General features: G+C 56.6%; 14 protein-coding genes. 5 read left to right on the forward strand and 9 right to left on the reverse strand.

The genetic code is table 11. The features are described from left to right. Positions 1-98: 98 nt before the first annotated feature. Positions 99-962 carry a class I SAM-dependent methyltransferase gene (locus AUP42_RS20405; RefSeq protein WP_062953420.1) on the reverse strand — a complete coding sequence of 288 codons (864 nt, stop codon included), beginning with the start codon at positions 960-962 and terminating at the stop codon, positions 99-101. A 131-nt stretch (positions 963-1,093) separates the two neighbouring features. Beyond that, positions 1,094-1,987, reverse strand: coding sequence for an NAD(P)/FAD-dependent oxidoreductase (locus AUP42_RS20410; protein WP_062953421.1), 894 nt, complete (start codon positions 1,985-1,987; stop codon positions 1,094-1,096). 285 nt (positions 1,988-2,272) lie between these two features. On the opposite strand from AUP42_RS20410, the gene AUP42_RS20415 reads away from it, so the two are divergent. Further along, positions 2,273-2,926 (forward strand): TetR/AcrR family transcriptional regulator, encoded by a 654-nt coding sequence (locus AUP42_RS20415; RefSeq protein ID WP_062953422.1) that lies wholly within the window; start codon positions 2,273-2,275, stop codon positions 2,924-2,926. Positions 2,927-3,039: 113 nt separating this feature from the next. On the opposite strand, the gene AUP42_RS20420 is transcribed toward AUP42_RS20415, so the two are convergent. From AUP42_RS20420 to AUP42_RS20435, 4 genes are all read right to left on the reverse strand, one after another. Then, positions 3,040-3,849: a DeoR/GlpR family DNA-binding transcription regulator gene (locus AUP42_RS20420; protein ID WP_062953423.1), complete on the reverse strand. Its 810-nt coding sequence runs from the start codon at positions 3,847-3,849 to the stop codon at positions 3,040-3,042. 170 nt (positions 3,850-4,019) lie between these two features. Beyond that, positions 4,020-4,700: a DUF1013 domain-containing protein gene (locus AUP42_RS20425; protein WP_062953424.1), complete on the reverse strand. Its 681-nt coding sequence runs from the start codon at positions 4,698-4,700 to the stop codon at positions 4,020-4,022. A 12-nt stretch (positions 4,701-4,712) separates the two neighbouring features. Further along, entirely contained in the window at positions 4,713-5,015 is a 303-nt protein-coding gene (locus AUP42_RS20430) for a hypothetical protein (protein ID WP_062953425.1), read from the reverse strand. Continuing rightward, positions 5,012-6,031 (reverse strand): NAD(P)H-quinone oxidoreductase, encoded by a 1,020-nt coding sequence (locus AUP42_RS20435; protein ID WP_062953426.1) that lies wholly within the window; start codon positions 6,029-6,031, stop codon positions 5,012-5,014. The genes AUP42_RS20430 and AUP42_RS20435 overlap by 4 nt, the downstream gene beginning before the upstream one ends. Before the next feature lie 80 nt (positions 6,032-6,111). On the opposite strand from AUP42_RS20435, the gene AUP42_RS20440 reads away from it, so the two are divergent. Both AUP42_RS20440 and AUP42_RS20445 read left to right on the forward strand, forming a co-directional pair. Next, the gene (locus AUP42_RS20440; protein ID WP_062953427.1) at positions 6,112-6,306 is read left to right on the forward strand and encodes a DUF1192 domain-containing protein; all 195 of its coding nucleotides are present in this window, start codon (positions 6,112-6,114) and stop codon (positions 6,304-6,306) included. Positions 6,307-6,752: 446 nt separating this feature from the next. Next, the gene (locus AUP42_RS20445; protein WP_062953428.1) at positions 6,753-7,202 is read left to right on the forward strand and encodes a DUF1465 family protein; all 450 of its coding nucleotides are present in this window, start codon (positions 6,753-6,755) and stop codon (positions 7,200-7,202) included. Between the two features lie 65 nt (positions 7,203-7,267). On the opposite strand, the gene AUP42_RS20450 is transcribed toward AUP42_RS20445, so the two are convergent. Beyond that, positions 7,268-9,028: an adenylate/guanylate cyclase domain-containing protein gene (locus AUP42_RS20450; protein ID WP_062953429.1), complete on the reverse strand. Its 1,761-nt coding sequence runs from the start codon at positions 9,026-9,028 to the stop codon at positions 7,268-7,270. A gap of 239 nt (positions 9,029-9,267) precedes the next feature. Then, positions 9,268-9,492 (reverse strand): 50S ribosomal protein L31, encoded by a 225-nt coding sequence (gene rpmE / locus AUP42_RS20455; RefSeq protein ID WP_062953430.1) that lies wholly within the window; start codon positions 9,490-9,492, stop codon positions 9,268-9,270. Positions 9,493-9,773: 281 nt separating this feature from the next. On the opposite strand from rpmE, the gene cyaY reads away from it, so the two are divergent. Together cyaY and AUP42_RS20465 are read left to right on the forward strand one after the other, a co-directional pair. Next, positions 9,774-10,106, forward strand: coding sequence for an iron donor protein CyaY (gene cyaY, locus AUP42_RS20460; protein WP_062953431.1), 333 nt, complete (start codon positions 9,774-9,776; stop codon positions 10,104-10,106). Positions 10,107-10,151: 45 nt separating this feature from the next. Next, a complete protein-coding gene (locus AUP42_RS20465) occupies positions 10,152-11,948 on the forward strand; it encodes an ABC transporter transmembrane domain-containing protein (protein WP_062953432.1) in 1,797 nt (598 codons plus the stop codon). 147 nt (positions 11,949-12,095) lie between these two features. On the opposite strand, the gene AUP42_RS20470 is transcribed toward AUP42_RS20465, so the two are convergent. After that, positions 12,096-13,406 carry a M23 family metallopeptidase gene (locus AUP42_RS20470; RefSeq protein ID WP_231858373.1) on the reverse strand — a complete coding sequence of 437 codons (1,311 nt, stop codon included), beginning with the start codon at positions 13,404-13,406 and terminating at the stop codon, positions 12,096-12,098. Positions 13,407-14,321 lie beyond the last annotated feature (915 nt).

Here is a 14,321-nt window from a genome sequence, read left to right on the forward strand (position 1 = left end):
CGGCGGCTACATCGGTTTCAGCGGTTATAAATCGTCGTCGAGGGGCCATGTTGGCCGACCCCCTCTACCGAGCGGGGCATCTCACATGCTAATCCCCGTCACTTTGCCGGATTGCGTGCGGTGACGATCCATGTCGCGCCGTCGATCATCACCGACTGCTCGTCGGAGCGGCCCGCGAAGGCAGCACGAACTGCGGCCGAGGCGCGGGAGCGGATATCGTCGGGCTGATCAGCGAGCGAGCGCGACAGTGGGCCAACCTCTAGCGTCATCTTCACCGCGTCGTCAATCGCCGCGTCCCGCGTTGCTCCTTCGCCAAACGGGATGGAAGCATCGAAGGGTGTGACAGTGATATCGGTGAAGCCAGCCGCCGTTAGGATGCGCGCTACCCGCTCCCGATCACCGAACGAGAATGGGCCGGGCGCTTCGGGATCGGGGAGAGCCATCGTCGGGACGATATCCCTGATCGCGCTCATCGGCAGGCGCACCCAATCGTTTTCTGCCGCGCCGCGCCAGCAGACGAAAGCGACCCGTCCGCCCGGCTTGAGTGCCCGGCGCATATGGGCGAATGCCCTTGTCGGATCGTCAAAGAACATCACCCCGAAACGCGAGAACAGGATGTCGAATGCGCCTTGGGGCAGCTTGACGCTGCTGGCGTCGGCTACCTGGAACAGGGCTGGCGTATCCTGTGGAGCAAGCGCGCGTGCTCGACCGATCAGCGGTTGGGAAATATCCACGCCTAGTATATGGCCTCCGGAGCCGACGCGGGTGGCGATATCCAGACTGGACGCCCCCGCACCGCAGCCGACGTCCAACACGCGTTCGTCCGTGGCGGGTGCGGCGGCTTCGATTGCGGCCTGACCGAACGCCGCCATCATGGCGTCGAGCCGTGCCTGATGGACGACCCAGCGCTCCCCTCTTTGGTCATTCCAATCGGCGATCTGATAGGGGCTTTGCTCTGCCATGCTATATCCTTGTTCTGCCTCTTCCTTAGCTAGGCTCTCCCTCAGGCTAGAGGGAGCCCCGCTCCTTCACGTCGGCCCGCACTCTTCTGAATAAGATAGCCCGCAGCAACCGAAGAAGGGAACCTGTGCTCTCAAACCAGCATCGACTGCTGAGCGAAGATGCCCGCCATTGCGCCTTGCCATGTTGCCGTGGTGACCGAGGGAATGCCGGGGTTGGCAAGGTCACCGGCGGCGTAGATGCCGGGCACGCTGGTTTCGCGGCGTTCATCGGTCTTGATAGCGATGCCGACTGGCGTATCGACCGTGGCGAGGCCCAGTGATTCATGCAGGCTTGCAGAGGGCTTGGTGCGCGGATGCGCGAACAGGATATCGACTGCAACATCGAGGCCGGTATCGAGGTTGATTGTGGCATTATGCCCTCCCTGACGGGTGACCTCGATGATCCGGCCATCAACGACAGATACCTGACGGCCCGCCAGATCGGCCCGTATGTCGGGTGCGATGTCGTGACCATCGGCGAAGACCGTCAAATTCTCGGTCCAATCGTGAAACAGCCTGACCTGATTCATCGACTGCGGACCCGACCAGATAAGGCCCCAATGCTGGTCGGCGACTTCAAAGCCATCGCAGTAGGGGCAGGGGATGATGGATGTGCCCCAGCTCTCGGCAAAGCCAGGAACAGCAGGCATCTGGTCGACAACGCCATAGCTCAGGATCAGGCGGCGTGTACCAAGGCTCTCGCCATCGCCAGTGAGGAGGGAGAAATTATCGATGGTGCCGGAGATGCTCTCGGCCCGGGCATTGACCAGCCTGATCGTGGGATATCGCGCTAGCTGCTGTCGCGCCTCGGCCAAGATGCTGGACGGTGGCCTGTGATCGTGACCGAGTACACCGTGCGAGTGGCCAGCGAAGCGATTGCGCGGCAGGCCGGTGTCGAGAACTGTGACCTTGCGGCGGGCGCGACCGAGTTGAAGGGCAGCGGCAAGGCCGGCAAAGCTGCCACCGATGATGATAACGTCATTCATATCAACGGGCTCCGTGTTGCGGATAGAGGAGGGAGAGTTGGCCGTAGCGCAAAATGGCGGGCAATACGTGCATGAGGCGAGCCGCGCGCAGGGCTCCGACATCGCCGAGATAGTGGTCCATCACTGTGTTGTCCTGCCATGCGATGCCGCATTCGATATCGCCGGACGACCTCGGGAAAATTGATTTGGGAGACAGGGTAAAATCCAATCTTTGGCTTGCAGATTTATGAAACTAAGTGGTATCGTAATTCTGAAATAAAGATACTGTCAAGTACTGGAATTATCGTGACCGAAAAAAATAGCCATGCCCGGCGTGGCCGGCCCGTCAACGAGGCGCTTGGCCAAACGATCGTCGACGCCGCGCGCGAACTCTTTGTGGAATTGGGTTTTCAAGCGACGACAATGGACAAGGTCGCCGAGCGAGCGAAGATATCCAAGCTCAGCATCTATCGGCATTTCGAGAACAAGGAGGCACTGTTCAGCACGGCCATCGCGGACGGCTGCCATCAGTTTTTTGCACCGCAGGTCCTTCTTGAGGGTGTCGGCGGTTCGGTCGAAGATCAACTCATGGCGGTGGGATCATCCCTGCTTCGCACATTGTTGAACCCGGATGTCCGTAGTGTCGAAGCCATGGTCATGGCCGACAAGACGAATCAAAAGTCTTTAAGTAAGCTCCATTACGAAGCCGGCCCTGTCCATGTCATTACCCAAATCGAGACTCTGTTGCGTCAGTTGCACGCGAAGGCGCTTCTGAACGTGCCCGATCCTCTCCGGTCCGCCCGTTTGTTTGCCGCGCTTTTCAAAGGATCCGATCTGCTGATTATCGCGCGCTTCGATGAGGCGAGAGCAGAGGACGATGACGAGATAGAATCCTATTGCCGATCCGCCGTCGCCATGTTTATCGCCGCGCACGGTGGCAGCGATTACACCGGCGGATAGCCATAAAACGATCATGACATCAAGGGATCCTCCCACAGCGGAGAATGCCCGTTGAATTTGCCTGGCGTCGCAATTGCAAATAGTGATTGGGGGTTGACCTTGGGGGCCTGGCCCTAGTCTTCTTCGGGGACGAAGAAGGTCGGGAATTCGGCGTTCGGTTCGGGGATATGCAGGGCAACCCCGTGTTTTTCGATCATCTGAATGATGGCATCGGGCGGCGGGCAATCGGTGAAGAAGGCGGTTACCTGTGTGACGGAGCCGCCACGCACCACGGCATTCCGCCCGAATTTGGTGTGATCGGCCACCAGATAGGTCTGGCGCGAATTGGTCAGAATGGCGGAACGCGCACGGACTTCCTGTTCGTCAAAGTCGAGTAGGCTGCCATCGGCATCAATGCCGCCAACACCGAAAATGCCGTAATCGACCTTGTAGCTGTTGAAGAATGCCTCGACCTCTGGCCCCAGAACATCGCGGTCGCGATTGCGCAACCGGCCGCCGATCAGGGTGACGTCAAAGCTGTCATTGGTGGCGGCGACATAGGCAACATTGAGGTTGTTGGTGAAAATCCGCAAACCGCGATGCTGCAAAAGCGCACTTGCCACCAGTTCCGGCGTGGTGCCGATTGAAAAGAACAGCGAGGCGCCATCGGGAATGGCGCGCGCGACCAGTGCCGCGATCTTGCGCTTTTCATTCACATGCAAAACCTTGCGCGCCCGATAGGCGATGTTTTCATGTTCAAGTGCCGGTTCAACCCCGCCGTGGCGACGTCGCAGTAATCCTTCGTCGCAAAGGGCGTTTACATCGCGTCGGATGGTTTGCGGGGTTACCTGAAAACGTTCGGCAAGCTGTTCAATGGTCTTGAAACCGTCAGCGCGGACAAGTTCAACGATACTGGCCTGACGTTCAGTCGGACGTTTTTGCATGAGATGCTTCTTTGGCGATTGTTTTGCGGTTTTTGTTTAAGCGAATGTTATGGCGTGTTCATTTCAGGAATATTACCGTTTCACGGCATTCATATGAAACAAAACATATTCGCTTTTAGGTTGGTCACCAAAGAGAAAAGGCCGCCCGGTTGGGGCGGCCTTTGCATCGATCAGGAGCGGAACAGGTTTTCTGCTGCTTCCATGTAATCGGATGTTTTGGGTTCTTCTTTCTTGCGATCGTCCTTCTTGCCGGGATAATCCGGTTCCGGGTTGATCTGCAATTCTTCGGGCAGCGGATCGGGCTCGACATTCTTGACGACCTTTTCCGGGTTCTTGCTGCGCGCGATCACGACCTGTTTTTCAAGATCAAGTTCGATGCAAAGACCCATGGTCACCGGGTTGCGCGGTGTCAGGTTGGCCGAGTTCCAGTGCGTACGGTCGCGGATTTTGCCAATCGTGTCCTTGGTGGTGCCGATCAGTTTGCAAATCTGCGCATCCGAGAGTTCCGGATGATGCTTGAGCAGCCACGCGATTGCATTCGGGCGATCCTGACGTTTGGAAACCGGGGTGTAACGAGCCCCTTTGCCATGTGCGCGCGGACGCGGCAGATCGGACTTTGCCATTTTCAGCAATGCACGCGGATCGGCTTCGCAGCGGGCGATCTCGTCTTTGGTCAACTGACCATTGGCAACCGGATCAAGGCCGACAATCCCCTGATTGACATCGCCATCGGCGATGGCCTGAATTTCCAGTTCATGCAGCTCGGTAAAGGCTGCAATCTGCCGGAACGACAAGCCGGTATTGTCGATAAGCCATACGGCCGTTGCTTTGGGCATGAGGGGCTGAGCCATAATTCCTCCTGTTTACTCTTTCTCATCTGGAGACCGGCGATGGGATGAACCCCAAAAACGCGGGAATATTTGCCCCAGAATATAATCTGTTTTGGTGTTCCGGCAACGCTGCAAAGGCAACCCAAAGTGGGTGCCGCGCGTCGCTGGAACCGCCACAGCGCTCTTTTCGATCAATGTGCGGTTAAAAGCAACAATCTGTTGCAGGTTATCGAAAAGAATATTTCTTTTCGTCCCGCAATCAAAGGCCAGTTGCCGGGAAAGGGTGAAGCCGGTACTGACCGAATATGCCTTCAACCCCGATCCGTAAACGATCAAGGCACTTCCAGTACCACTTTTCCAACATGTGCGCCACCCCGCAAAATGTCGTGTGCGGCCTGGGCTTCATTCATCGGCAGCGTTTGGTAAATGACCGGTTTGATCGTGCCGTTTTCAAATAGCGGCCAGACCTGCTGGCGAAGTTTGCCTGCGATTGCGCCCTTGTTGGTAACCGGCTGGGCGCGCAGGGTTGATCCCATCAGGGTCAGGCGTTTTAACAGAAGCGGGGTAAAGTTGGTTTCGGCCTTGGGCCCGTTCAGGAAGGCAATGATCAAGATACGGCCTTCCATCGCAGCCGCCTTGAAATTGCGGCTGACATAATCGCCTGCGACCATATCAAGGATGACATCCGCCCCCTTGCCGCTGGTTGCGGTTTTTACCTCTTCAACGAAATCCTGTGTTTTGTAGTTGATGGCGATGTCCGCGCCAAGGTCCAGACAGGCCTGGCATTTTTCATCGGTGCCCGCCGTTGTGATCACGCGCGCGCCAAATGCCTTGGCAAGCTGGATCGCGGTGGTGCCGATCCCAGATGTCCCGCCATGGACAAGGAATGTTTCGCCCTGTTTCAGCCCGGCCTTGTCGAACACATTATGCCAGACGGTAAAGAAGGTTTCGGGAAGGGATGCTGCTTCTGTCATGGAAAGACCGGCCGGGATCGGCAGGCATTGCGCGGCGGGGACGGCGGCATATTGGGCATAGCCGCCGCCAGTGACCAGGGCACAGACGCGATCACCGATTTTCCATTGCGTGACATCGGGGGCGGTGGCGACAATTTCGCCCGAAAGCTCCAGCCCCGGGATTTCCGATGCGCCGGGGGGCGGCGGATACATTCCGGCCACCTGCATCAGGTCCGGGCGGTTGACGCCGGCGGCGTGGATGCGGACCAGAACCTCGCCCTTTGTGATTTCCGGCATCGCCACCTTGCCAGCGGCAAGATATCGGTTCTCGCCGTCGATACGGATTTCGATTGCCTGCATGTCTTTGGCAAGGTCCGGGGAAAGGTCTGGCAAGGTCATGACAAAACTCCATGGCGAATGATAAGTTCGGTCACTATGTAATAGCGGGAAAAACGCCAAGGGCAAAATGTCAAAGGAGGATGACTGTGGAAGAAGACGACCTGCAAAAACCTTTGGCCGCGATGTTCGGCCTGCCGCGGAACCTTGACGGAATGTCGATTGAAAACCTTGTCGATTATCGATCCGCCCTTGAACAGGAACTGGTGCGCGTCGACGCGGCAATGGAGCATCGCAATGGCGTGCGTGCCGGGGCCGAGGCGCTTTTCAAGAACTGACGGGACGGGTGCGCCAAAACATTAAACGTGAGGATATATTTTTAAACCTCCGGTTAATTGAATGTTAAACTTCCCGTCTTATATATGAGTAGTGGGCCAGAGCTTGGCCCCTTGTCGAACGTGATGTTTCGATGCCTCCCTGTTAAACTGAACCGCCCAAATTCAGGGCGGTTCTTTTTATATTTTCGCCTTCTACGTACTGTTTATACGTATTTCGGTACGTATTAATACGTACTGTCATATTTCCGACATTAATTACCTTGACCCCTTGCCAACCGCTGGCTAGAGTTCGGCCACAAACAAGATCAAGAATAACAAAAAAGTCCGGCAAGTTTAGCAGGTTGAGGCAAGGCCGCCCTTTGGGGCGGTCTTTCTATTTCGGGGCAAATTCAGGGCAAATTCTGGCGGATGCTTGAAGCCCGGTCTCCGTTTCCCATATAAGCGGTATGGCAAATAAGGATCACCCGACCGAGATCGGGCACCCCTATCAAAGCAACTTCGCGATCGTTCCTTTTTCGCGAACCTATGACGAGGCTTTCACCCTGCTGGTGGAGGCGCGTAATTACCTTTCAGCAAACCGCACCGCATCGCGTCGTGGCCTTCACAACAGCGTCAAGATGAACCAGTTCATCGAGGAAATGCGCATGACCAGCCGCCTGATCCGGGCGATGGCATGGCTGCTGGCGGTGCGTGCGGTTGAAGAGGGCGAGATTGATTGGGAAGATGCCGTTGATCTTGATGATCTGATGGTTGATCTGCAAATCTGTGTTCGTGGCGATTGCGACGAAGCAACGGGATTCCCGCCAGCCCTTCTTGATCTTATGGAACGTGCCCATTCACTTTACATGCGTACCGCCCGCATGGAACTTCAGGTCGCCGCACGCTGTTCAGCCTGACCATGTTTGGCCGCTTTACGAGGGTAGGTAGGGGGTGTTTGCCTGCGTGCGCGTGATAACGTCAGTCAGGCGCGCGAGGTGGCGGCAAAGACTTCTATCGGTTCGGCAAAGCCCTTCATCTGGCGTGTGCCTTTCGATGTGAAGGCCGCCCGGCTGCCGGCGTAGGTATCCTTGACGTTCTGCGACACCAGAATTTCATCACCGCCGGCCTGTGCACAGACGCGTGCCGCAAGCTGCACCACGCTGCCAAACAGGTCGTTTTCTTCGGTAATGGCTTCGCCGGCATTGATACCGATGCGGATCTGGAATTTCAATTCATCGCGGCCGTTATGCTGGGCCATGTTGCGCTGAATCTCGATGGCGGCTTCGACGGAGCTTGCCGATGACGGGAACACGGCCATGATGCCGTCCCCCATATGCTTCACTTCCTTGCCGTAATTGTTGATCAGCGCGGTGCGTACGATCTGGTTATGGATATGCACCATCTGCTGTGCGCCGACATCGCCCAGTTGCTGCGTCATCTGGGTGGAATTGACGATATCGGTGAACATCAGCGCATGCAGCTTCTTGCCGCCAGCAGCAACGGGTGCGCCGGTCGGCTTTTCGGTCCAGGCGGCAATGGCGCGGGATACCGATGTGGTGATGCTGCGCTCGTCCTTCATATAGGCGTCCATCGAGCTTCTGCCCGCGCCATACATGTCCTTGTATTTCGGCTCCAGAATGTAGCTATCGACATTCTTGCAGAACGTGTCAGCCATGCTGCCGGTCGCACCCAGGGCGGAAATGCAATCCTTCAGGACGCTGCGTCCCTGCCTTCCTTCAAGGGCGTTCTTTTCGCTACAGGCATCGCAGGCACCGGCAACGTAAAGATTGACGCCGAATTTATGATAGGCGTCCATATTCGGAACCGTGCGCTTGATGGCTTCGATCGAACCGGCGATGAAGGATTTCATGACCTCGCGCGTGGCCTGAAGTGCGGGCGTCACGGCCATTGGCTGATCGGGGATGCCGTCATCGCGCTGTTCGGATGCGGATTTGGTATCGTCGGTTTCATCCGCGCCCGTATCAGGCGTTGCTTCATTTTCAGAACGCGCAGCCTCGGCCGCCATTTCGGCAAAACCGCCTGAGAGGGACGGGCGGCCCGGTGATGCCGTCTTGCGGACTGCCTTGACCGGTTGCCGGGCGACGGATTGCTGCACCGGTGCGGTGCGTGCCTTGCCCTTGAACCTGCGCGTGATGCTCATCAGCATCGGTGTCGCGCTGGCAAGGAAGCCGACAATGAAGGATATGAAATTGGCTTTGTCATAAAAGCCCTGACTGATCGAAACACCCATACGCGGCAGGTATTCAAGCCCGTGCGAAGCACCAAGCATTGCGGCCAGACCAATGGCAATCGCAATGCAAAAGGCAATCATCAGTTTCAGAACCACGCCAACCAGGCTGGGGTTTTCATCGCGGGCCGCAGGCTTTGCCTTTGGGCGGATCGGCTTCGGGGCCGGGCTTGAAACCGGTTCGGGCTCGACCGCGGCCGGGGCGGGGGCACGAACGGGGGCAGGGCGCGCCGGGGCTGCCTGTGCCTTTTCCAGGGCACCGCTTTGGCGCGTTTCATAGATGACGTATTCGTCAGCCGCATTATTGGTGTGGTTATAGACTTCGCGAATGACCTTGACGGCGGAGACATGCGCCATCTTTTCAAGCGAGCGCGCTTCTTCCTCGGCCTGCTTTTTCTGCGCACCGGTAAAGTGGGCGTGAATCTGCCAACGCCCTGAGCGGTCTTTAACATAGACCTCATAGCTGACCTGGGTGCGCGCGATCACCTGGTTCATTCGATTAGCCCAGTCTTCCTGACACTAGGGGGACCCCTTCCCCGATACCGGCGCGGTATAGCGCCGGTTGAAGATTATGGCAAGAAAATGTCCGGATGACCATTAAATATGCCTAATGCCCCCGTATAGCAGGGTTGCACGTCATCCTGATTCTGCAGCCGGAAAAGAAAAACGCCCGCAGCATCGTAAAGACGCTAGCGGGCGCTGATCCCATAGATCGCCAGAAAGGCGAACTTTGCTTAGTTACCGATATTGAAACCGGCGAAGCGTTTTTTGAACTTCGCGAGCTGACCGCCGCTGTCGAGCAGACGATGAACACCAGTCCAAGCCGGATGGCTTTTCGGATCGATGTCAAGCTTCAGAACGTCGCCCGGATTGCCCCAGGTCGATTTGGTGGTGAAGCTGCTGCCGTCCGTCATCTGAACGGTGATTTCATGGTAATCGGGATGGATGTCTTTTTTCATCGCCTATCACTCCGGAATTTGAAGCGCGGTGTATAAGGTAAAAAATCGACCTATGCAACCCCTGTCTCCGGGAATTCTTGGATAAACCGGGATTAAGGGGGGCGACGGCCATTTTTGATCCCGGTTTATGGTGATATTGCACACTATTCGGGGCATTAATCCGCATCATCTGCATGATGCAGACTTGCGCGAGACTCTTTATATAGTATGGTGCGCCAGCATATAGAATTGTCGCCTTGCCAGGGGGCGTTTAGCCCTTTTTGACAGACGGAGTGTTGATCGTGGCCCTTGATGAAACCCGCTTCCATCAGCTTGCTGATGACACCATTGAAACCCTTTCGGATCATATTGATGACGAGATGGGGGACGATATTGATGTCGATCTGCAATCGGGAATCCTGACGATCGAACTCGACTCGGGTGAACAGTTCATCATCAATAAACACGGCCCGAACCGTCAGATCTGGATGTCCTCGCCGGTCAGTGGTGCCAGCCACTATGATTTCGATGAAGACAATGAAAGCTGGACGTCCACCCGTGGCTCGACGACGCTGACCGATCAGCTTTCGGCTGATCTTGCGGTCAAGACGGGGCGGCGTCTTGATCTCGACTGATCGGGACCCGGAATTGGCAGGAAAAGCGTAAACTGGAAGGTTGCCGTGGCATTGAATCCCCGTACTTCACCCCGTCTTGCAGACAGGGACTCCAGTCGTAATTTTTCCGCTCTTCGCGCCATTATCCCCTTTGTCCTGCCCTATCGCTTGCAGGTGGCCGGTGCAATGGTCGCACTGGTGATTGCCTCTGGCACGGTTCTGGCGCTTGGCAGCGGGTTGCGCATGCTTGTCGATCGGGGATTTGCCGATGGCAATGCCGACCTTCTTGATCAGGCGCTTTTTGTTCTGTTTGCGGTCACCCTTCTGATGGCCGGGGCAAGCTATGCCCGATTCTTTCTGGTGTCGTGGATCGGGGAGCGCGTGGTTGCCGATATCCGTTCGGCGGTTTATGCTCATATCATCCGGCTTGATCCGGGTTTCTTTGAAGTTACCCGTACCGGTGAAGTCCTCTCGCGCCTGACGACCGACACAACGCTTTTGCAGGTCGTGATCGGATCAAGTGTCTCGATTGCGCTTCGCAATATCCTGATGTTTGTCGGTGGCCTGACCATGCTGGCGGTGACCAGCCCCAAGCTGACAGCACTTGTTCTGCTCGTCGTGCCGCTGGTGGTTGTGCCGATTATCGGCTATGGCCGCCGGGTGCGCCGCCTGTCGCGCGAGGCACAGGACCGCATCGCCGATGTCAGTGCCTTTTCCGAAGAATCGCTCAATGCGCTGCGCACCGTACAGGCCTATACCCACGAAAAGATCGAAAGCGACAAGTTTGACGGCTTCGTCGAAGGGGCGTTCAAAACCGCGATTTCGCGTATTTCGGCGCGGGCGCTTCTGACCGCGGTTGTCATTGTCATGGTCTTTGGCGCGGTGGGGACGATCCTGTGGATCGGCGGGCATGATGTGCTCGATGGCACGATTTCGGCAGGCGATCTTTCCGCCTTTGTGTTTTATGCCATCGTGGTTGCGGGTTCGGTCGGTGCGATCAGCGAAGTGATCGGCGATTTGCAGCGTGCCGCAGGGGCGGCCGAACGCCTGATGGGGCTGCTTGAAACCAAACCGGCCATTGCCGCACCGGCAAACCCGGTCCGGATGCCCGAAAAACATCTTGGCCATGTCAGCTTTGAAGATGTGACTTTCCATTACCCGGCGCGCCCGGATCGTTCGGCCCTGACCGGTTTCTCGCTGCAGGTCAGACCGGGGGAAACCGTGGCCCTTGTCGGCCCATCCGGTGCCGGTAAAACGACGGTGTTCCAGCTTTTGCTGCGATTCTATGATCCGGCAAGCGGGGTTATCAAGGTTGACGATGTCGATATCCGCACCGCCGATCCGGTATCGGTCCGCGAACGGATCGGTCTTGTGGCGCAGGATCCGGTGATCTTTGCCGCCAATGCGTGGGAAAACATCCGTTATGGCCGCCCGGATGCGTCCGATGAAGATGTCCGGGCCGCCGCCGATGCCGCGCATGCGACCGAATTCCTTGATCGCCTGCCGGATGGTTTTGACAGCTTCCTTGGTGAAAAGGGTGTGCGTCTTTCTGGCGGGCAGCGGCAGCGCATCGCGATTGCACGTGCGATCCTGCGCAATCCGTCGGTCCTGCTGCTTGACGAAGCCACCAGTGCGCTTGATGCCGAAAGCGAACAGGTGGTTCAGAAGGCGCTTGAAACCATCATGAAAACCCGCACCACGCTTGTGATCGCGCACCGTTTGGCGACGGTGCTGCATGCCGACCGGATCGCGGTGATTGATGATGGCAAACTGATTGCGGTGGGGACCCATCAGGAGCTTCTGGAATCCAGCCCGCTATATAGCCGACTTGCCAAATTGCAGTTTGAACGGGATGCGGCCTGACCGGGTAAAAGCCCGATGAGCCGATCGACAAGCCAGCCCCGTCTGCATGCAGGCGGGGTTTGTTCTTGAGTTCAGATATTAAAAAAGCCCGCCGGTGATGATCGGTGGGCTTTTTTATAAGGCATCTGCCTTGGTATCCGTATCGGCCTATTCGGCGCTGGCAACCTTGCGGTTATGGAGGGAAAGCTCGGCATATTGTCCGCGGAGCCCCTCTGCCTTCGCCTGGAAGGTCTTGAGTTCGTCACCTTTCAGGGTCTTGCCGCTGGGCATCTTGACCTTGATCGGGTTGACCTGCGCATTGTTTTTCAGGATTTCGAAGTGAAGGTGGGGGCCGGTTGAAGCACCTGTGGTGCCGACATATCCGATCACATCCCCCTGCTTGACCCGCGATCCCTGTTTAAGGCCTTTGGCGAAGCCCTTCATATGGGCATATGCGGTATCGTACGAATCGTTGTGGCGCAGACGGATATAGTTCCCGTACCCGCCATTGCGACCGATTTTGGCAACAGTACCGTTACCGGCCGCAAAAATCGGGGTCCCTGGCGGGGCGGCAAAGTCCACACCCTTATGCATTTTAGTAAAACCGAGAATCGGGTGCTTGCGCGCGCCAAAGCCCGATGACAGACGCGCACCATTGATCGGGGTCCGCATCAGGGCACGACGATACGATTCGCCCTTCTGGTTATAGAAATCGATATCGCCATTGCTGTCCTTGTAGGAATAAAGACGGACATTGTTGCCGCTCAGCGTCATGCTGGCATAAACCACATCGCCATAGCGAACACGTTCGCCCGACTCATTGCGCAGTTCTTCGAACATCACCTCGAAGCTGTCACCCGGCTGGATGTCGCGCTGGAAGTCGACCTCATAGGAATAAAGCTCGATCAGTTCCATCAGCACCGAAAGCGGCATGCCGTTCTTTTCGGCGGCAAGGAACAGGCTCTGATCAATCACGCCGGACGAAACATTGCGCACAGGGGTCAGTGCGACCTTGTCACTCGACGCGGTAAAGCCGTCATCGGTACGGGAAACCAGAACAACGGTTTCGGGATCAGGCTGGAAACGCAGGGTATCAAAAAGGTCGCTGTCACCGTCGACATCGCTTGCATAAACAAGGTCGAATTCCTGGCCGGCGCGCAGTTTGCGGGGATTGTAAACATCGCGCAGCGCCTCGATGGCGTTAAAGGCAACCGACCGTTCAAGGCCCGCTGCGGTTAAAGTTGCCATCAGGTTGGAACCTTTTTCGAGCACGACCGTTTCAAGACGGGGCTCGTTATCGGGCAGGTTGGCCGTTTCGGTCACACTGGATGGGGGAGAAGCGCTTAACTCGCTTTCAGCGGCATTGGCCGACAAAGCGGTATCCGAAGCGTTGGAGTAATGGTCAGAGAGGATGAAACCGGCAGTCCCCCCCAAGATTGCCATGATGGTGGCAATAGATACCAAGTCTCTTCCGGCCATTGCCGCAGAACTCCCCTAGAACTAATAATGCAGTGTGCCCAACGAGTTGCTCTTTGCGGCAACATCGGCACGAACCTTATACAAAAAAGACTCGTAAATGTGAAATGCCAATTCACCACTGGTTGGGCACCATCCCGTTAAGGCCATGATGCCGGGATATGGTTTACGAACCGTTGAAATGAATAAGGCAGGATCTTCACAAGAACGACGCTGATCTGAATGGCGAGAATGGCAAGAAAATGGCAGCGTGTTAACCATTTAAATTCACACCTTTTGTCGATGCGTATGATCGCTGGCCAAAATGTGTGCCGGTATCTGCGAATCACCATCCTGAATGTCGCGCTGCCGGGGCCGGACGGCATCCGGCGCATCCCATGATTCGTACACTTATATATATGTGTGCAAATTGCCGGTGACGGCCCGGTGTTTTGGTGCCGGTTTTTCGGGGCAAATCTGATTTCACGATGGCCCGTTATATATATGTGTTCGCAAAAGACGGCCGGGGTGGGGTGAAAGGTTGTGGATGCCCGTTTTGTGCTGTGCAAAATGGTGGTGCGGTGGTGTCAGGGGCGAAACGGCTGTTTTCTGCGGTTGGCGTAATCGGGGAAATGCAATTCCTAACCATATGGTCAAAATGATGCTGCGGCGCACTCAATCAGACAGTGATATGGCGGGCTGCGGCGGGAATTAAGGGAAAACCGGCTTTCCAACTTTTTGCATTTTTAGCGCATTTTTTTCCAAAAAAGGGTTTGACAGTTCCTTGGGTGCGGCCTATAACCCGCCTCCACCGACGGGGTGCGGCGCCAGCGAGACGGCGACGCGGGCTGGAGGTAGAGGGCTACGGCTCTAGAGTTCTTTGACATTGTTGATCAGTAGGAAGGGATGCGCGGGCAGCGTTATGGCGCAAAAGTCTGT

Origin of the sequence: Thalassospira lucentensis (assembly GCF_001613805.1) — a bacterium.
Lineage (GTDB): Bacteria > Pseudomonadota > Alphaproteobacteria > Rhodospirillales > Thalassospiraceae > Thalassospira > Thalassospira lucentensis_A.